13 protein-coding genes and 3 pseudogenes are annotated in these 18,331 nt (G+C 73.2%); 6 read left to right on the top strand and 10 right to left on the bottom strand.

The window, feature by feature from the left end; translation table 11 throughout:
• Positions 1–28: 28 nt before the first annotated feature.
• Positions 29–445 (top strand): hypothetical protein, encoded by a 417-nt coding sequence (locus tag DEJ46_RS04720; protein ID WP_150264312.1) that lies wholly within the window; start codon positions 29–31, stop codon positions 443–445.
• A 101-nt stretch (positions 446–546) separates the two neighbouring features.
• Positions 547–708: a hydrophobic protein gene (locus DEJ46_RS04715; RefSeq protein WP_150264311.1), complete on the top strand. Its 162-nt coding sequence runs from the start codon at positions 547–549 to the stop codon at positions 706–708.
• A 120-nt stretch (positions 709–828) separates the two neighbouring features.
• On the opposite strand, the pseudogene DEJ46_RS04710 reads toward DEJ46_RS04715, so the two are convergent.
• The 3 genes and pseudogenes from DEJ46_RS04710 to DEJ46_RS04700 form a co-directional block, all read right to left on the bottom strand.
• Positions 829–1,398: pseudogene (locus tag DEJ46_RS04710) on the bottom strand (polyphosphate kinase 2 family protein); the annotation flags it as partial.
• The gene (locus DEJ46_RS04705; protein WP_150264310.1) at positions 1,395–1,838 is read right to left on the bottom strand and encodes a hypothetical protein; all 444 of its coding nucleotides are present in this window, start codon (positions 1,836–1,838) and stop codon (positions 1,395–1,397) included. The gene DEJ46_RS04705 and the pseudogene DEJ46_RS04710, both read right to left, overlap by 4 nt.
• 123 nt (positions 1,839–1,961) lie before the next feature.
• The gene (locus DEJ46_RS04700; RefSeq protein ID WP_411757717.1) at positions 1,962–2,642 is read right to left on the bottom strand and encodes a DUF4230 domain-containing protein; all 681 of its coding nucleotides are present in this window, start codon (positions 2,640–2,642) and stop codon (positions 1,962–1,964) included.
• A gap of 181 nt (positions 2,643–2,823) precedes the next feature.
• On the opposite strand from DEJ46_RS04700, the gene DEJ46_RS04695 reads away from it, so the two are divergent.
• Complete coding sequence (locus tag DEJ46_RS04695; protein ID WP_411757716.1) at positions 2,824–3,483, top strand: VanZ family protein; 660 nt, start codon at positions 2,824–2,826, stop codon at positions 3,481–3,483.
• 149 nt (positions 3,484–3,632) lie between these two features.
• Here DEJ46_RS04695 and DEJ46_RS04690 read toward each other — a convergent pair whose 3' ends face one another.
• Together DEJ46_RS04690 and DEJ46_RS04685 are read right to left on the bottom strand one after the other, a co-directional pair.
• Positions 3,633–4,889 (bottom strand): NAD(P)/FAD-dependent oxidoreductase, encoded by a 1,257-nt coding sequence (locus tag DEJ46_RS04690; RefSeq protein WP_150264309.1) that lies wholly within the window; start codon positions 4,887–4,889, stop codon positions 3,633–3,635.
• A gap of 94 nt (positions 4,890–4,983) precedes the next feature.
• Positions 4,984–6,484: pseudogene (locus DEJ46_RS04685) on the bottom strand (cryptochrome/photolyase family protein).
• A gap of 253 nt (positions 6,485–6,737) precedes the next feature.
• Between DEJ46_RS04685 and DEJ46_RS04680 the strand changes: the two are divergent.
• Positions 6,738–7,721 (top strand): SDR family oxidoreductase, encoded by a 984-nt coding sequence (locus DEJ46_RS04680; RefSeq protein ID WP_150264308.1) that lies wholly within the window; start codon positions 6,738–6,740, stop codon positions 7,719–7,721.
• 45 nt (positions 7,722–7,766) lie between these two features.
• Here the strand turns inward: DEJ46_RS04680 and DEJ46_RS04675 are convergent, their stop codons facing one another.
• Positions 7,767–8,282, bottom strand: coding sequence for a hypothetical protein (locus DEJ46_RS04675; RefSeq protein ID WP_150264307.1), 516 nt, complete (start codon positions 8,280–8,282; stop codon positions 7,767–7,769).
• Between the two features lie 201 nt (positions 8,283–8,483).
• Between DEJ46_RS04675 and DEJ46_RS04670 the strand changes: the two genes are divergently transcribed.
• Positions 8,484–10,898, top strand: a complete 2,415-nt coding sequence (locus DEJ46_RS04670) for a hypothetical protein (RefSeq protein WP_150264306.1) — start codon at positions 8,484–8,486, stop codon at positions 10,896–10,898.
• A 305-nt stretch (positions 10,899–11,203) separates the two neighbouring features.
• Positions 11,204–11,430, top strand: a pseudogene (locus DEJ46_RS39015) (integrase); the annotation flags it as partial.
• A gap of 66 nt (positions 11,431–11,496) precedes the next feature.
• On the opposite strand, the gene atzF reads toward DEJ46_RS39015, so the two are convergent.
• The 4 genes from atzF to DEJ46_RS04650 are packed head-to-tail and all read right to left on the bottom strand — an operon-like array spanning position 11,497 to position 18,255.
• Positions 11,497–13,170: an allophanate hydrolase gene (gene atzF / locus DEJ46_RS04665; protein ID WP_150264305.1), complete on the bottom strand. Its 1,674-nt coding sequence runs from the start codon at positions 13,168–13,170 to the stop codon at positions 11,497–11,499.
• Entirely contained in the window at positions 13,167–16,754 is a 3,588-nt protein-coding gene (gene uca, locus DEJ46_RS04660) for an urea carboxylase (RefSeq protein ID WP_150264304.1), read from the bottom strand. Before uca ends, atzF begins: the two co-directional genes overlap by 4 nt.
• Complete coding sequence (locus tag DEJ46_RS04655; RefSeq protein ID WP_150264303.1) at positions 16,751–17,404, bottom strand: urea amidolyase associated protein UAAP2; 654 nt, start codon at positions 17,402–17,404, stop codon at positions 16,751–16,753. Before DEJ46_RS04655 ends, uca begins: the two co-directional genes overlap by 4 nt.
• Positions 17,401–18,255 (bottom strand): urea amidolyase associated protein UAAP1, encoded by an 855-nt coding sequence (locus tag DEJ46_RS04650; RefSeq protein WP_223834504.1) that lies wholly within the window; start codon positions 18,253–18,255, stop codon positions 17,401–17,403. The genes DEJ46_RS04655 and DEJ46_RS04650 overlap by 4 nt, the downstream gene beginning before the upstream one ends.
• Positions 18,256–18,331 lie beyond the last annotated feature (76 nt).

Raw genomic sequence — 18,331 nt, 5'->3', positions numbered from 1 at the left:
CGGCGGGAACGAGTCCACGATGTTTAGCATGCGGGAGTCCGGCGAGACGATGTCCATGAGTGCTTCGGAGAACAGCGAACGGAACCAGTTCCCCTGGACCGGCGGCCCCTACGCCGTCCCGGACCACCCCGACCTGACGCGGGTGGACGACCCCGACGTGGACGACCCGGATGTGGACGAGGGGTACGAGCCGGCCGCTCTCGGGGAACTGAGCTTCCTGCCCGCGCCGTTCGCCGAGAAGGCCCGCGCGGCCGGGTACGTGGCCCGCGGCGCCGGGAGCGAGCTGTGGGCCGCCGCGCGTGCGCACCGGACCGTGACGGCCGGTGCCGCCGCCGGCACGGCGGCCGCGCTCGCCCTCGTGTACGGGTGGGGACGCCGGGCCGGGCGCCGGGCCGCGCGGCGTGACCTCGGCCCGGTGGCCCTGCTCTTCGAACGCCGCGGCTGAGCGCGCGGCGCTGCCCACCTCCGCAGGCGGCCGGTGCGTGTGTGTGCGCCGTCCGGCCGTCCTCTTGCCTTCCGTCCACCTTCCTTGGGAGGTCGATCCGCATGGTCCCCCTGCTTCTCGTACTGCTGCTCGTCCTGCTCCTCTTCGGCGCCGGCTTCGCCGTCAAGGCGCTCTGGTGGATCGCTGTCCTCGTCCTCGTCCTGTGGCTGCTGGGCTTCGTGGCCCGGCCGAAGGGCGGCGCGGGCCGCTGGTACCGCTGGTAGGCGGCCTCCGCGGCGCGCGCCCGCCCATGGCCTGACCGAGCCCGGCACCTCCGTCGGAGAGTGCCGGGCCCGGCCGTGTGCTCAGGCGCTCAGCACCGAGTCGGCGGCGCCCACGATCAGGCGCTGGTCGTTGCCCTTCACGACCGTCCACGGAGCGTCGGCGGTATCGGTCGCGCGGAACATCTCGATCTTCGCGGCGGTGTACGAGTCCCACAGGTCCAGCGAGGCCGGATCCGTCGCCGACGGCTTCCCCTGGCGGACGGGGTCCACCTGCCGGATCGCGAACCGGTTGCGCTGCTCCGCGCGGGAGAGCGAGAACCAGAACTTGACCAGGATGATGCCGTCCTCGACCGGCATCGACTCGAAGGCCGGGCACTGCCGGAGGAAGAGCGCATGCTCCTCCGTGCAGAAGCCCGCGCTGGATCGTGCCGCCCTTGCCCGCGGTGTCCCGCCCCTCGCGGAGCACGACCAGCCGGGCTCCCGTCTCCTCGACCCAGCGCTGCAGCGTGAGCAGCTCGATCTGCAGGACCCGCTTGGTCCTTCGTACTCCCGTCGGCGGATCTTCCGGTCGTAGGGGTAGTGCTCATGCCAGGTCCGGATGGGTCCCCTCTGCGCGTCCATCAGGACGGGCTGCTCCGGCCGGCTGGTGTCCACCCTCAGCCCGGCCGGCAGGTCGTCGGCGTCGCTCACGTGCCGGCTCCCTCGGCCGGGGCGTGGTCGGGGTGGCCGGGAGTGCGGCGCTCCCTCTGGAGCCGGGCCTCGAAGCGGTGCTCGTGGCCGTCGGCCAGGGCCGAGACAGCGGCGCGCTCCAGTTCCCGGAACGGCTCGTAGTAGGTCGCGTTGTAGGCGTCGACGATCTCGTACGTCCAGTGGCCCGGCATGACGTCGCGCCCCAGGATCTCCGTCTCCACCCGGTTCGCCCAGGCGTGGTGCCCCGCCTTCCGCAGGAGCCCGACCGCCCGGTCGAGCTCGAAGTCCGCGGTGCCGGTCAGCTGGTGGAAGCCGTACAGATGGCCCCGGGCGCGCTCCACGGTCTCCAGGGCCTTGGACAGTGAACCGAGGGCCTCGACCGTGATGGCGTCCGGGGCGGCGGGACCGGGGCCGTCCCGGTCGTCGTCGTGAGTGCTCATAGGGGCCCCTTGCCCCGTCGGCGGACCGTCACGAGCCCGACAGCCGACACATCACCCGGACGGCGCGGTCGGGGTCGGGGGGCGCCCGCCCCGCGGAACGCGCTCCGGCCCGGCGGATCCGGCTCAGACGAAGGTCACGGTCACCCGCTCGAAGCCCAGTCCCCGCAGCAGTTCCCGCAGCATCGCGGCGGTGTTCCGTTCCGCCCGGGACGTCAGGTCGGACTCGCGGGCCGCGTCGCCGATGCGCCGGGCGGCGAGGACGTGGACGGCCTGCTCGCTCGCGGGATTGTCCGAGAAGACGTCGCCGATCCGGTCGAGCAGACCGCGCTGCTTCGACACGGCGTACGACCGCTCCGGATCGAGAGCCGGGGCGGCCAGCCGGGCGTGCGGCAGCCGGAGGGTGGCCTCGGTCCGGTCGGCGTCGACAGTCACGGCGTCGTCCTCGAGGCCGCCGAACTCGACGTAGGAGGCGACACTGCCGCTCGCCACGTACAGGGTGCGGGTGCCGCGGATCGCGTCCGGCAGGAACCGTGCGTCGTGCTCCAGGTCGACCACCACCTGGTAGGTCCCCGCCGCCCCCTCGTACCGGCTCAGGTCCTGGACGGACTGCAGGACGGCGGGGCCGGAGCGGTCCTTCACGTCCGTCCCGAAGACGTCCAGGCCGGGGATCCGGAGGAACTGGCCGATCAGCATGAGGGCGACGGCGAGCACGAGCAGGACGGCGGCGGCGAGGCGCCACCTCCCTCCCGGGCGCATCCACGAACGGCGGGCCGGCGCGGGTCGGTTCTCGGTCTCTTCTCCCATGCGGGCCGGATGCCCGAGTCCGCCGCTCCCACACACAACTCCCTTCGAATCGGACCCCATTGGGGTGAGAGGGGAGGGTGGTGCGGAGGTGAGCGCCCCAGGGGACCGCAGGGCATGCGGTCTCCCGGCGGGGGTACGCGGGATCCATTCGCTCCAGGACACCGAGGGAAGGAGACGGCTCATGTTCGGTCGGAGATCGTCGAAGCGCCGGGGCGGTGCGCCCGCCGGAGGGGGCGGTGGCGACGGGGGAGACGCGCGGGGTGCGGGCGGCGTGGCGCCGGCCGGCGGGAGCCCGGAACGGAAGGAGCCGGACGCCGCGGCGCCCCGGCCCGCGGTCCCGGTCCGGCGCGGCCCGGGCCGGCTCGTGCGGGCGTTCGTCGCGCTCACCGCCCTCGCGGGCATGGTGGCGTTCGCCGTGGTCCTCGCCCGGCTGACGCTGGAGGCCTCGCCGGCCTCCGTGCCCCTCACCCACAGCAACCTGACGCCCGGGCGCTCGATCGAGTCCTACCTCGGCCGGCCCCAGTTCGTGGACACCGTCAAGCAGCTCGGCGGCAACATCCTCCTCGGCGTCCCCTTCGGGATCCTGCTGCCGCTGCTGTCCCGCAAGGCCCGCGGCTTCCTCCGCGTCGCGCTCCTCACCGCGGCCACCATGCTGCTCGTGGAGCTGGTGCAGGGTGCGCTCGTCACGGGCCGCGCCTTCGACATCGACGACGTCCTCCTCAATACGACGGGAGCGCTGCTCGGCTACGTGACCATCGGCCGACGGCTGGGCCGGGCCGTGCACCCCCGCCCCCGCCCCCGCTGGTGGCAGCGCCGGCGCCCGGCCCGTACCGCGCCATGACAGCCGCGACGGCGGACTCCGGCGTAGGACCGGCCGAGGGTCGGTGCGAGTTCGCCTCGTACCACCGGGGCTACGGCACCATGGCCGGCGTCGCCGTCTTCCTTGTCGCGCCACCACGACGGAGGAGCACGGCTGCCCCCCCGGGCTTGTCAGGCCGCGCCCGCCCGCAGGTCGTCCAGGACCGCGCGAGCCGCCCGCGCGCCCGAGGCCAGCGCGCCCTGGACCGAACCGGTCGCCCGATGGTCCCCGCACACGTAGCGACCGGGTGCCCACCGCACGGACCGGGAGAGCGGCGTCGGGCCCGGCATCGCCGGCAGCGCGTCCGGGACCGTGACGCGGTGGACGGGCTCCCAGCCGCCCGTGTCCGCGCCGTACACCTCCCCCAGTGCCGCGAGCACCGCCGCCGTGTCCGACGGTCCGGGGGAGCCGAGCACCGACGTGGACACCAGCGCCCGGCCGTCGGCGGCGAACCCCGGCTGGACGGCGGTGAGGACACAGGTGTTGAGGAACCTGCGCGCGGAGTCGACGACCAGCACGGGCTCGTCCAGGGGAGGCCGGTCGGCCGCGTGGTACAGCGTGGTCACGGTCCGGCCGTCCGGGACGGGAAGTCCCGGCAGCAGCTCCGCCGCGACCCGCTGCCCGGTGGCGACGACGACCGCTCGGGAGCGCACCTCGCGCCCGTCCGCGAGGACCACGCCGTCCGGCCCCAGCGCGGACACCACGGTTCCGGTGCGCGGCACGTCCGGCGGCAGGCACGAGGCGAGCTGGGCGGGCACGGCGCCGATCCCCTCGGCCGGGAGGCACAGGGTGCCGCGCAGCATGCTCCGCCACACCAGATGGAAGAAGCGCGCCGAGGTCTCCAGCCGGTCCTCCAGGAACACGCCGGAGAGGAACGGCCGGAAGAACGTCTCCACGAGCCGCGGTGACACGCCCGCCGCGGCCAGCGCCTCGCGCGTGGTCCCGTCGGCGCCGCGCCGCAGCACGGACGCCGGCGCCAGCGCGTCCCGCGCCGACAGGAGGGAGAGCGCGAGAAGGTCGCGGCCCGACGCCAGCCGCCCCGGCAGCAGGTCCCGGGCCTCACGCGGGCGGCGGCTCGGATCCGTGAACCGGCGCGGCCCGCGCTCGGTGTGCACGAGCACCCCCGGCGTGAACGGCCGCAGCCTCAGGGGCCTCAGCCGCACCCGCCGTTTCACCTGCGGATACGAGGTGTTGAAGACCTGGAAGCCGCGGTCCAGGGTGAAGCCCGCCACCCGGTCGGTGCGCATCCGGCCGCCCACCGCGTCACCTGCCTCCAGCAGCAGCACCCGCAGGCCTGCCGCGCACAGGTCGGCGGCGCAGGCGAGGCCGGCGGCCCCCGCTCCGACGACCACCGCGTCGTACCGTGTGTCGTCCGTCGTCCTCTTCATGCCGTCCTCTCTCCACGTCCGCGAGGTCGCCCCCGCCCTGGTGCCGTGGCCGGCCGCGCGCCCCTCGGCGGGGCGGGCGAGCGGCGCGGGGCCCTCAGGGCGGGCCGGCGCCCCGCTTCCGCTCCTGTTCCAGGAGGGCGGGCAGGTCCCGCAGCCGGTCCAGTCCCGCCACCGGCCGGGACGTGCGGGGGTTCCGGCCGAGCCGGTCGCGGTGCCGGTGGAGGAAGGCCCCAGTAGCCGGCCGTGAAGGGGCAGGCTTCCTCGCCGACCCGCCGGCCGGGGCGGTAGCGGCACGGCCCGCACAGGTCGCTCATGCGGTCGATGTAGGCGCCGCCGGAGGTGTGCGGCTTGCTCGTCATCCGGCCGCCGTCGGCGTACTGGGACATGCCGACGACGTTGGGCAGCATCACCCAGTCGTAGCCGTCGGCGAAGCTGCGGTGGAACCAGTCGGTCACGGCGGCCGGGTCCCAGCCGCGCTGGAGCGCGTAGCTGCCGAGGACCATCAGGCGCGGGATGTGATGGGTCCAGCCCGTGTCCCTGACCTCGCGCAGGGCCGTCGCCAGGCACCGGGCCGACACGGCGTCCGCGTCCAGCTCCTCCCACCAGCCGGGGACCGCCCCGGTGTGCCCGAGGAGGTTGCTCGTCCGGTACTCCTCACCGAAGTGCCAGTAGAGGTGCCGGACGTACTCGCGCCAGCCGGCGATCTGCCGGACGAAGCCCTCCACGGACCGGAGCGGCGCCCCGCCCGCCCGCCAAACGGACTCCGCACCCTCCACGCACTCCGCCGGGTCGAGGAGTCCCAGGTTCAGGGAGGTCGACAGCAGACCGTGGCTCATCACGCCGTCGCCGGCCGGCATCGCGTCCTCGTACGCGCCGAACCCGGTGAGCCGGTGGTCCAGGAAGCGCCGCAGCGCGGCGAGCGCCTGCCGTCGGTCCGCCGGGAACGCACGGGGACCGTCCCGGCCGACGAAGGAGACGTCCCCGTCCCGTTCCCAGCGGTCCAGGTCGTGGCGGACCTCCTCGTCGATGCCGTCCTCCCGGGGCCGGTACGGCGCGGGCGCGTCCAGCGAGCGGGCTCCCCGCGGCGGGGGCTCGCGGTTCTCGCGGTCGAGGTTCCACAGCCCTCCGGCCGGGCCGTCCCCCTCCATCAGGAGGTCGTGGTCGCGGCGGACCCGCCGGTAGAAGTCCTCCATGCGGAGCGCGCGCCGCTCCTTCGCCCAGGCCGCGAACTCGTCCGGAGCGACGAGGAACCCGCGCGGCGGCAGCACCGTGACGTCGCCGAGCGAACGGACCAGACGCAGCGCCGCCCGGGAGGTGGGGTGGTGCACCGTCACCCGGCCGCGGCCGACGGCACGCCGCAGCCCTTCCCGGTAGGTGTCCGCCCGCACGTACGTCACCCGGTCGCCGAGCTCGGCGGCGCGGTGCCGTATGGCCGACAGGACGAGGCGCGCCTTCGCCCCGTGGAAACGTCGGCGGCGGAAGACGGAGCGAGCTTCGATCATCACCACGGGGGCGTCACGGGCGGGCCCCTCCTCGCCCGGCGCCAGGAAGGCAGGCCCCAGCTGGTCCCCGAAGAGCCAGTGCGTGTCCGTCATGCCTCATCCGTCCTCTCCGGGCCGTGCTCGACGACGTCCGGGCGGTGCCCGAGGCCGTCGGGCACTCCCCGACGACGTCCGGGCAGGCCCGACGACCGGCCGGCCCCGCACGCCCCGTCCTTTCTTCTTCGGCCCGAGCACGCCCGCCGGATGCATCGGTGCCCGGTTCGCAGCGCCCCGCCGCATCCGTCGCCCACTCGGCGGCCGAACTGGACACGAGTCCCTCGATCCCGCCGAAGAACCGGAGGCCCTCATGCCGCGCTCCTGGGAACTTGAAGGACGTATCGCCGTAGTCACGGGCGCGGCCCGCGGGCTGGGCGCCGGACTGGCCCACCGGCTCGCCGGGCGCGGGATGCGCGTGGCGCTGCTCGGGCGGGAGCACGCCACGCTCGCCGCCCTGACCGAGACGCTCGGCACGGAGAGCCACGCCGTCGAGGTCGACGTGACCGACGACGCGGCGATGGAGCGGGCCGCCGGGGAGGTGACCCGGGTCCTCGGCGCCCCGTCCGTCGTCGTCGCCAACGCGGGCGTCGCCGAGGGCGGGCCGTTCGAGACCTCCGACCCCGAGACCTGGCGCCGCGTCGTGGAGGTCAACCTCGTGGGCAGCGCGATCACCGCGCGCGCCTTCCTGCCCGGTCTGCGTTCCAGCGGCGGCTACTTCCTCCAGGTCGCTTCCACCGCCGCGTTCGGCGCGGCCCCGATGATGAGCGCGTACTGCGCCTCGAAGGCGGGCGCCGAGGCCTTCGCCCGCTCCCTGCGGGCCGAGGTGGCGCACCAGGGCGTCGGCGTGGGCGTGGCGTACCTGCACTGGACCGACACCGACATGGTCCGCGACGTCGACCGCCAGCCGGTGCTGCGCGAACTGCGCGGGCACATGCCCGGACCCGCCCGCCGCGTGTATCCGGTGGACCGGGTGGCGTCCTGGCTCGTGCGGGGAGTGGAACGGCGCTCCGCCTCCGTGTACGCCCCGCCCTGGCTGAGGCTCGCCCAGGCCGGCCGGCCGTTCTTCCCCCTCGCGGTGGACCTGCTCTCCCGGCGCGAACTGCCCCGTCTCATGCGGGCGCACTCGTTCGAGCAGACCGGTCTTCTCGGCGCGGGCGGCCACATCGAGGAGAGGCTGATCGACCGGGCCGCCCCGAGTCCCCTGCGAGGACGCGGGTCGCCTCCGCGGGCACGCGGAGGCGTGGAACCGCCGCAGGCCCCCCGAATTGACGGTGATCACGGAGCCCAGGGGTGAGCGCTTCACCGACACATGGCCTGGCGCCCGCGCCGCGCGCGCCGGTCACTCGTCGTCGTCCTCGTCGTACCAGCCTTCGACCATGCCGACGAGCCGTTCGTCGATCGGGTTGTCGAACTCGTCTTCGGTGACGAGGAGTCGGCGCAGCGTGTTCAGGGGGTACCAGTGCTCGCCGGGCTTGGCGTCGGGTGCGCCGACGCAGGGGGTGTCCAGGTATGCGGGGTCCGGGACCGCCGGATAGAACGCCGGGAGCAGGCCGAAGGTGACGTCCGGTTCGAACTTCCATACCCAGCCTTCGCGCCGTCGGCGCAGGGTCTCGCCGATGTACCACACGGCACCCTGGACGAAGGGGGAGCGGCGCTGTGCGGTGATCTCCTCCGACTCGGTGAACGACTCCTTGACGAGGTCTTCCAAGGCATCGAGGGAGGCGTCGGAGAAGTCGAACCGGTCGACGCCGCCGGCTTCCCGGGCCCATTGTTCGAAGGCGGCCTCGCGTTCGGTGAGCCAGACCAGGAGGTCGGGGTGGCGGGTGGAGTCGTAGTCGGAGTGGGGTGTGGTCATGGCCAGAACCTACCGAACCGCGCCGTCACCCACGCAGGATCTTCGCGGAGTCATCACACGCCACGTCAACAACGCCTTGTACGTGCTGAGTTGACGGCCTCTAGTGTGGTGGGTCGGCAGGAGCGGGCACGATACGGGGCCCCTTGTCCGGCCTGCCCTCGCAGTCTTGAGTCCCGAGGCCCCCACGACCAGGGACACTACGTGAGTACACCTATACGACAGCGCCTGAAAGGGCGCCTATCTGCCGCGCTGGCGGTCGTCTCCTCGGCGGCGGTGCTGCTGGTCGGCCTGCCGTCCGTGGCGTCGGCCGCGCCCGGGGACTACGCGAAGATCACCGGCGGCAAGCGGTGCGATCAGATGCACCTGAAGAGGACCGTCCCGCGTACGCCGAACAACTCGGGTGCACCGACGGGTCAGCACCAATGGACGAAGTCCGGGCCGGACGAGGAGTACTACTACAACAACGCGTTCAAGGGCTTCGAGAACGTTCCCGCGCCCACTGCGGCCGAGCTGGGGCAGGTCACCGGCAGCCGCGCGGACATCGACAAGTGGGACAAGGCGTATGCGGCCTCCAAGGACCCGGAGGACATGCGCAGGGCGATCTACTCCCGCTATCAGCGGCACCGGAACGAGTCGAACAACCCCAAGCCGTTCGGCAGCTGGAAGGTCAACCTGATCAGCGCGCAGGTCAGCAAGCAGAAGGGGGGCGTGTTCGAGGTCAAGGCGGTTCAGGACTTCAACATGGTCGGCCCCGACTGGCTGTGCGAGGTCACGATCGAGATCTTCGACAGGGACGGCAAGAAGATCGCCTCCCGGCGGTACGACTCCTACAACCAGCGCACCGGTGAGCTGGGGGAGTTCAAGTCCGACGGGAAGCGCAAGCCGGCCCAGCTCCGAGCCGACAGGATCATCCTGCGGCACAAGGACGCGAAGCACGACTTCACCCGGCACCGCCTGACGATGTTCACGTCGGAGAAGCCGAACGGGGCCACCCTCCGCGACTACAAGGCCGAGAACGACAAGCTGCGGGCGGAGCGGGGGACGGGGAACAACCCGATCCGGATCGCGGAGCGCCGGGCGACCGCGAAGGGCCTGTGGCCGCAGACGAAGTACACGAAGACGTACAACGTGTTCAACCCGCTGCCGAACCGCGGCACCCAGGGCCCGGGCGCCTCGGTGGCCTACGGGTCGGGACAGAACCCGGCCCAGGCCCGGCAGTTGCAGAACCAGTACCTGGCGGACAACGCCCGGTCCGCGCTCGGCCGGGGCCCGGGCGGGGTGGACTTCTCCACCCTGGAGCTCCAGTACGTCGGCAACCCGGTCAAGGGCAAGGCCCTGGACTACTCCATGAAGGCCGACCTCATGCCCGATGAGGACGACAACCCGGGCTGGGGCGGACAGGCGAAGCTCGAACTGGCCTCCGATGCCCTGTTCACGTGGCTGGCGCTCACCCCGGACCGGCAGTGGGTGAACCTCAACCCCGACCAGCCCGACACCATCATGGACAAGGCGTTCGGTGAAACCGACGCCGGCCGTGTCCTCCTCGTAGCCGACATGGAGATGAAGCGGGACTTCTCCCGCGCCATGGACCCCAAGAAGTCCCCGGGCAAGGAGTTCATGGACGCCACCCCCAAGGTCGACGGGGTGCCGTGCTGGGGATCGGGGCGCAACTGGATCGTTCCCGGCCGGGCGAAGGTCCGCGAGCAGGACGGCGGGATCTACATCCTCGACGCCCCGCTGGAGGTCAACCACGCGGCGATGGACTTCGACACCCCCGTACAGGGAGAGGACTGCTCGAAGAAGCTCAGCAAGGAGGAGAAGGAGCGCAGCCACCGGCTGATCTCCCAGTACCTCGTCCCTCACGTCGAGAAGCAGATCAACACCGAGCCCAAGTACGCCGACCTGCGCCGCGTCTACAAGTCCCGCGTCGCGGCCGAGTGGATCCGCCAGCAGGACGCGAAGAAGGCCACCGACTTCCGCTCCATCATCAACAGCAACAACCTGAAGCGGTGGCCGCTGCGCGGTGAGAACGCCGACTGGGACAAGCGGACCGTGTGGAAGGAGATGGTGAAGTCCTTCACCGAGGGCGACTTCACCTACGAATGGCCCCTCGGCGACGGCCGGATCTACACGTTCTTCGTCGGAGGCATCGACTTCGCCAAGGCCCCCAAGCGGAACATCACCGGCGTCGAGTTCACCGCCCAGCACCGCGAACTGCCCCGCACGACGAAGGACTCCGTCCGCACGGAGACGTCCGCCCGCGACAGCGACACCGCGTTCCTGGGCGGCAATGGCGCCGGCCTGACAGACGACGGGAAGCCCGACCCGACGCCGACGCCGACGCCGACGCCGACCGACCCGACGCCGACGCCAAAGCCGACGTCGACCGACCCGCCCACGTCGCCGGGCCCGGACCCGACCAAGCCCGGCAACGGCGACACCGGCGGCAGCGGGGGCGCAACGCCTCCGGCGAACCGACCGGACCCGGACGGCGGCCTCGCCGACACCGGATCGGACACCCCGATCGGCCTGATCTCCGGCATCGCCGCGGCGATCGCCGCCACCGGCGCGGCCCTGGTGTGGTGGACGCGGCGTCGCCGCACTGTCCAGGAGTAGCCTGAACGAGCAGCGCACCAGGAAGGCCCCACCCCGGTCCACCCGGGGTGGGGCCCTTCCCATGTGCACTGCCGGTGTGTCAGACCAGGTCGCCCGACCGTCCATGACCTCATCCGGTCCTGGTCGGTGGTGGGTGGGCGCACGTCATCCGTGTGCGGAGTGGTCTCCCGTATGCCCTGATGGGTCATCAGGCACGTCAGCCTCCGGTCGGCATGAGTCGGCGGGCGTTCCCGAGGGATTGCCCGTACAGGCGTCGGTGACGGCGTGAAGGCCCAGGCAGGAAGCCTTCCGGGTCCTGAAGACGAAAGCCGAAGCACCGCAAAGCGGGGGAGTTCCGGGAGGTGCCCCCGTACCCCGGTCGGTGCGGGAGGCGATCGAGCGGTACGAGGAGAAGCACGGCATCACCGACGTCGAGGAATGGATGGGCCACAAGTCCATCGAGGAGACCTACCGCACCTACCGGCACCTGATGCCGGGCAGCATCACCGAAGCCGCCCGGACCCTCGACGTCGGCCTCCGGGCAGCAGCCTGATCTCCGCCTTCGAGGAACAGCGGGTTGTTCGTCCGTCGCCGGCACCGGCCGGTCCGGGCGGCGAGATCATGAGGGCGCGTCAGGGCCAGCGAGCGTGGGCAGGGCCACGCGCCAGCCGCCGTACGCGGTGATCTCGCGGGCGCCGTCGAGGGCCTCGGGTTCGCAGAGGAAGCCGGGTACGGAGCTGCCGTCCGCGAGTTCCACGCTGCCGAGGGCCATCGGGCGGGGGAGGGCGGCCACCAGCGCGCCCAGCCCTTCGGCGGGGAGCCGCCACACCTCGGCCTCGATCGCCGCACCGCCTTCGCGGGCCCGGACCAGACCGGGTTTCGGGGGTGTCGTGTCCAGTGCGTACAGCCGGTAGACGGGCGCCGTCGTGGTCGTACGGACGAACCGGCCGCCGAGGGCGAGCAGTTGCCCGTTCAGCGGCTGCCCGGACAGGTGCGCGCCGACCACCGCGAGATGCAGGGGAGGGGAGGTGAGTAGGCGGGCGATCCGCGCGAGGCGTTCGTCGGTGTGGGCCGGGCCGATCAGCATGACGCCGAAGGGACGCCCGGCCACCTCGCCCGCCGGGACGGCGACCGCCGCCAGGCCGAACAGGTTGGTGGAGTTGGTGAACCGGCCGAGCCGCGCGTTCGTGCCCAGGGGGTCGGCCGCGACCTCGGCGAGAGTCGGGTGCCCCGGCGCGGTCGGCAGGAGCAGCGCGTCCGCGTCGCCGAGGGAGGCCAGGGCCCGGGTGCGGAGGGCGGCCAGCCTCTCCCGGTCCGCGTAGAGGCGGTGGGCCGGGATGTCGCGCGCCCCGGAGATGATCCCGGCCACCGTCGGGTCGAGGTCCGGTGCGCCGGCGTGCTTCTCGACGAACGCGCCGACGGCCCTGTACCGCTCGGCGACGAACGCCCCCGCGTACAGCATGGCAGCCGCCTCGGTGAAGGGTTCGAGGTCCACGGGCAGGAACTCGCCGCCCGCGTCGGCGAGTCGGGCCGCCGCCGCTCCGAACGCCTCCGCCCACCCCTCGTCCAGCTCGCCGAGCCGCGCGGTGCCGGGGACCGCGATCCGCCACGGGCCGGGGCGGCGCTGGTCCAGAGGCGGGAGCGCGCGTCCCGCCGGTGCCGCCATGACGGACAGCACCTGCTCGGCCTCCGTGAGCGTGCGGGCGAAGACCGTCACGCAGTCGAGCGACGCGCATGCCGGGACGACGCCTTCGGTGGGGACGAGGCCGGGGGTGGGCTTGATGCCGACGACGCCGTTGAAGGCGGCAGGCACCCGGCCGGAACCCGCGGTGTCCGTGCCGAGGGCGAGGTCCACGAGGCCCAGGGCGACCGCGACCGCCGAGCCGGACGAGGAGCCGCCGGAGACGTACGCCGGGTCGACCGCGTTCCGGACCGCTCCGTACGGACTGCGCGTGCCGACCAGACCGGTCGCGAACTGGTCCAGGTTGGTCGTGCCGAGGACCACGGATCCGGCCTCCCTCAGGCGCGCCACCGCCGGAGCGTCGGCCTCGGGCCGGTACGCGTACGAGGGGCAGCCGGCGGTGGTCGGGAGCCCGGCGACGTCGATGTTCCCCTTGACGGCGAAGACCGTTCCGGCCAGGGGCAGCCGTTCGCCGGCGGCGGTCCGTGCGTCGATCGCGGCGGCCTCGGCCTCCGTGTCCTCCCGTGGACGGAGGTCGATCCACACCTCGGGCCGGTCCACCCGGGCGATGCGGGCGTACGCGGCGCGCACCCGTTCCAGCGCGGTGCTCATACGGTCGCCTCCGCGGTCTCGACGGGAGCGAGGACGACGAGGGCGGTTCCCGCCTCGACCTGGCTTCCCGGCCTGATCAGGATCTCCGCGACGACGCCTTCGGCGGGGGCCGTCACGGGTGACTCCATCTTCATCGCCTCCAGGGCGACCAGCTGCTGACCCGCCGAGACCCGGTCGCCGACCTCGACGTTGACCTGCCAGACGCAGGCGGTGAAGTCGGCCTCGACGAGTCGGCCGCCCTCGGGCACCTCGATGTCGGTGACCGGCGGGACGGTCTCGGCCGCCGCCTCGGCGCGGGCGAACTCGCCGGCCGCCTCCCAGGCGTCGCGCTCGGCCCCGAAGGCCGCGCTCTGCCGGGCCCGGAAGGCGGCGATCGACGCGGCATTCGCCCGAAGGAAGTCCTGATACGCGGCGAGTGAGAACGTGCCTTCCTCGGTCCTCGGGACGAACCGGCCCGAGACGATGTCGGCGCGCAGTTCCAGGAGCTCCTCGGCCCCGACCGGGTACCACTTGATCCGGTCGAAGAAGCGCATGAGCCAGGGCTTCCCCGGTTCGAAGGCGCCGCGCTGCCGCCAGGGCGACCACACCTGGGTCGTGCGGCCGACGAACTGGTAGCCGCCTGGGCCCTCCATGCCGTAGACGCACAGGTAGGCGCCGCCGATGCCGACCGAGTTCTCGGCCGTCCAGGTGCGGGCCGGGTTGTACTTGGTGGTGACGAGGCGGTGCCGGGGGTCCAGCGGAGTGGCGACGGGGGCGCCGAGGTAGACGTCGCCGAGGCCGAGGACAAGGTACTCGGCGTCGAAGACCGTGCGGTACACGTCGTCGGCCGTGCCCAGGCCGTTGACCCGACGGATGAACTCGATGTTCGACGGGCACCAGGGGGCGTCGTCGCGCACGCCCGCGACGTAGCGGTCGATGGCCTCGCGGGTCGCCGGGTCGTCCCAGGACAGCGGCAGGTGCACGATCCGGCTGGGCACCACCAGGTCGTCGGTGGGCGGCAGTTCCTCCTCCACGCGCAGGACGGCGTCGAGCAGGTCGCGCTGGGGCAGCACGTCCGGGTCGGTCTGGATCTGGAGCGAGCGGATGCCCGGTGTGAGGTCGAGGACGCCGGGGAGCCCGCGGGCGGCCAGCGCCTCCGCGAGCGCGTGCACGCGCATGCGGAGCGCCAGGTCCAGCTGCATCGGCCCGTACTCGACGAGGAGGTTGTCGTCGCCGCTGCGCCGGTACGTGACCGACGGCCGGTCGCCGGTCTCCTCCAGGCGGGCGAGGACGCCCCCGTCGACGAGCGGCGGGCGGTCGGCGCGCGGCTCGGCGGCCGGTGCGCGGCGCAGTGCGGCGGCCGCCCCGGCGGTCACCGGCACGAAGCGGACGCTGTCGCCGGGCCGGAGCTGGCCCAGCTTCCAGCGCTGCCCGGTGACGACGGTCGCCGGGCAGACGAAGCCGCCGAGCGAGGGCCCGTCGGGACCCAGGAGGACCGGCATGTCGCCGGTGTAGTCGACAGCGCCGACGGAGTACGGCGTGTCGTGGATGTTGGACGGGTGCAGCCCTGCCTCGCCGCCGTCGGTCCGGGCCCAGCGCGGCTTGGGGCCCACGAGGCGGACCCCGGTGCGGGCCGAGTTGAAGTGGACCTTCCAGTCCGCGGCGTAGAAGTCGCGTATGTCGTCCTCGGTGAAGAACTCGGGTGCCGCGTGCGGACCCTCCACGGCGCCGACCTGCCACGAGGAGCCGAAGGCCGGACGTTCGTCGAGGGAGACGACGCGGGTGTCCGTACGGACCTCGCCGCCGTGCAGGACGTCACCGGAGCGCAGGGCGCGGCCGCCGTGCCCGCCGAACCGGCCGAGGGTGAAGGTGGCGGCGCTGCCCAGGAACTCCGGCACGTCGAGGCCGCCCGCGAACAGGACGTAGGTGCGCAGGCCGTGCTCGGCGGGCGCGCCGACGGCGAGGGTCTGTCCGGCGTCGACGGTCACCGGTTCCCACTGCGGCACGGCGGTGCCGTCTCTCGTCACGCGGGCCGGGGCGCCGGTGACACAGACCGTCGTGCGACGGGTGAACCGCAGGGAGGGGCCCTGGAGGGTGCACTCCAGGCCGGGGGCGCCCTCGTCGTTGCCGAGGGCGGTGTTGCCCAGCCGGAAGGAGAGGTCGTCCATCGGTCCGCCCGGGGGGACGCCGACCTGCCAGTAGCCGGTGCGTCCCGGCCAGTCCTGCACGGTGGTCAGGGTGCCCGCCGCGACGACCTCGACGCGCGGGGTCGGATCGGTGACTCCGGCGAGTGTCGCGGTGGAGTGGCCGGCGGCGCGGAAGCCGGCCTCCTGGAGGGCCGCGCGCACCAGGCCGAGGTTGGTCTCTATGCCGTCGACGCGGGTCGCGGCGAGCGCCGCGTCCAGCCGGTCGAGCGCCTCGGCCCGGTCGGCCCCGTGCGCGACGACCTTGGCGAGCATCGGGTCGTAGGCGGTGGTGACCTCGGTGCCGGTCTCCACCCAGGCGTCCACGCGGACGTCCTCCGGGAACGCGACCCGGGTCAGCAGGCCGGCGCTGGGGCGGTGGTCGCGGGAGGGGTCCTCCGCGTAGAGGCGGGCCTCGACGGCGTGTCCCCGGGGCGTCGGGGGCTCGGTGACGACGGCGGTGTCGCCCTGGGCGAGGCGCAGCATCCAGGCGACGAGGTCGACGCCGTGGATCGCCTCGGTGACCGGGTGCTCGACCTGGAGGCGGGTGTTGACCTCCAGGAAGTACGCCTCCTCGCGGGCGGCGTCGTACACGAACTCGACCGTGCCGGCGGAGCGGTAGTCCACCGACGCGCACAGGTCGCGGGCGGCCTCGGCGAGCCGGCGCCGGACGTGCTCGGGGAGGCCGGGTGCCGGGGCCTCCTCCAGGACTTTCTGGTTGCGGCGCTGGAGCGAGCAGTCCCGGTCGCCGAAGGTGACGACCCTGCCCTGCCCGTCGCCGAAGACCTGCACCTCGACGTGGCGGGCGCGTTCCACCAGGCGTTCCAGGAAGACCCCGGCGGAGGAGAAGGAGGCCGCGGCCACCCGCTGCACCCTGTCCCAGGCGTCGGCGAGTTCGGCGGGGCCGTGGCAGGCCCGCATGCCGATGCCGCCCCCGCCCCCGGTCGCCTTGAGCATCACCGGGTACCCGATCCCGTCGGCGGCGGCGAGGGCCGCGGCCACGTCCGGGAGGAGGCCGGTGCCGGGGGCGAGCGGGACGCCCGCCGCCTCGGCGGCGGCCCGGGCGGTGTGTTTGGCCCCGAAGAGCTCCAGCTGTTCGGGGGTGGGGCCGACGAAGACGATGCCGGCGTCGGCGCAGCGGCGTGCGAAGTCGGCATCCTCCGAGAGGAAGCCGTACCCGGGGTGAATGGCCCCCGCGCCGGTGTCCTTGGCGGCCTTCAGGACCAGGTCGGCGTCGAGGTAGGACTCCTTGGCGGGCGCTGGGCCGAGCCGGACGGCTTCGTCGGCCAGCCGGACGTGCTCGGTGCCGCGGTCGGCGTCGGAGTACACCGCGACGGTCCGTAGCCCGAGTGTCCGGGCGGTGCGGATGACGCGGGCCGCGATCTCGCCGCGGTTGGCGACCAGCAGGGTGTCGAACGTCATCGGGTGCCGTCCTCTTCGCTTCCGGCCGCGTCGGTGATCGTCATCCGGACGGCCGTCGGGTCGAATCCGTTGCAGGGGTTGTTGATCTGGGGGCAGTTGGAGAGCAGCGCGAGGACGTCGGTCTCGGCGCGGAGCACGACCTTCAGGCCGGGCGCCGAGATGCCGTCGACGATGCCGAGCGTGCCGTCCTTCTCGACCGGCACGTTCATGAACCAGTTGATGTTGGAGACCAGGTCGCGCTTGCCGAGGCCGTGTCGGGCGCCCTCGGAGAGGAAGTTCTCCACGCAGGCGTGCTGCGACCAGGTGTGATGGCCGTAGCGGAGGGTGTTGGACTCCTTGGAACAGGCGCCGCCGAGGGTGTCGTGCCGTCCGCAGGTGTCGTCGACGACGGTCATCAGCGGGGTGTGCTCGTTGGAGAGCAGGACCGAGCCGGTGGTCAGGAAGACGTTGCCCTGGGCCTGGACGGTGTCGGGGGCGCTGTAGCGCACGGAGGTGTCGTGCGCGTCGTAGACGAGGAAGTCGGCGGCCTGGTTGCCGTACAGGTCGGTGACGGTCAGCAGTTGTCCCCGGCGGACGAACCCGGACCATGCGGCGCGGGCGGGGACGGTCTCGTCGGAGACGACGCGGCCGGGAAGGGCGGTGACGGTCATGCGAGCCCCCGGGCGGTGAGGTGGTCGACGGTGTTGAGGAAGGCCCGGCGGCCTTCGGGGGCGGCGTCCCACAGGGCGTCGCCCGGAGCGGTCGGACGGGACCGGTACGCCAGCACCCGGAGGTTTCCGCACGTGTACTCCGGACGCGGGTCCAGCGGGTGCGGAACGTTGGCGAGGAGGACGGTGACGTCCTGTTCGGCGCGCAGCGTGACGGACGCGCCGGCGTCTGCCGATCCGATGAACTCGGTGGTGCCGTCCTCGGCGATCCGTACACCCTGGAAGAAGGAGACGGACGGCGGGAGGTCGCGCGGCGCGAGGCCGTTCTTGAGGGCGGCCAGCTTGAACAGCTCGCGCCCCGCCGGCGAGGCGGACTGCGGAGTACCGTCGCCGTACCGGGCGGTGTTGCGCGCGAGGGTGGACGTGCCGGTCAGGGCGTCGTGCCGACCGGAGGTGTCCTCGGTCACGGAGGCGAGCACCCGGCCCTGGTCGGAGAGGAGCAGGTGTCCCTTGCCGAGGTAGGCGTTCCAGAGCACCTTCACCGTGTCGGCCGTGTTCAGCCGCTCCCAGGGGCGGTCGGCGCTGTGGAGCAGCAGGTGCGCGCAGGCGTCACCCGTGAGGTCGGTCAGTCGCAGCTCGGTACCACGGGCGAGGACCTTGTGGGTGTAGCCGCCGCCCGCCACGGTCCCGGCCCACACGACGTCCCCGGCGGCCACGCCCTCGGGAGGCTCCGGCCAGTCGCTCGCGGGAACGACCGGCATGGCGTCGGCCGTCGTGCCGTCCTGGGCACGGGCGTGCTGGCGTGCGCCGTGCGTCGACGCGGTCGCTGACGGTGGCGCTGAGGGTGTCCCCATGGCTCGACCTCCGGTCCGGGGCTCATCTCGGATCTAATTTCTGTCGCTCGACAGAAATTAGGCAGCGGCCGCTTCC

The sequence above is a fragment of the Streptomyces venezuelae genome (genome assembly GCF_008642375.1).
Classification (GTDB): Bacteria; Actinomycetota; Actinomycetes; order Streptomycetales; family Streptomycetaceae; genus Streptomyces; species Streptomyces venezuelae_G.
Note: the sequence above shows the minus strand (reverse complement) of the source record. Positions and strands in the feature narration are given on the sequence as shown.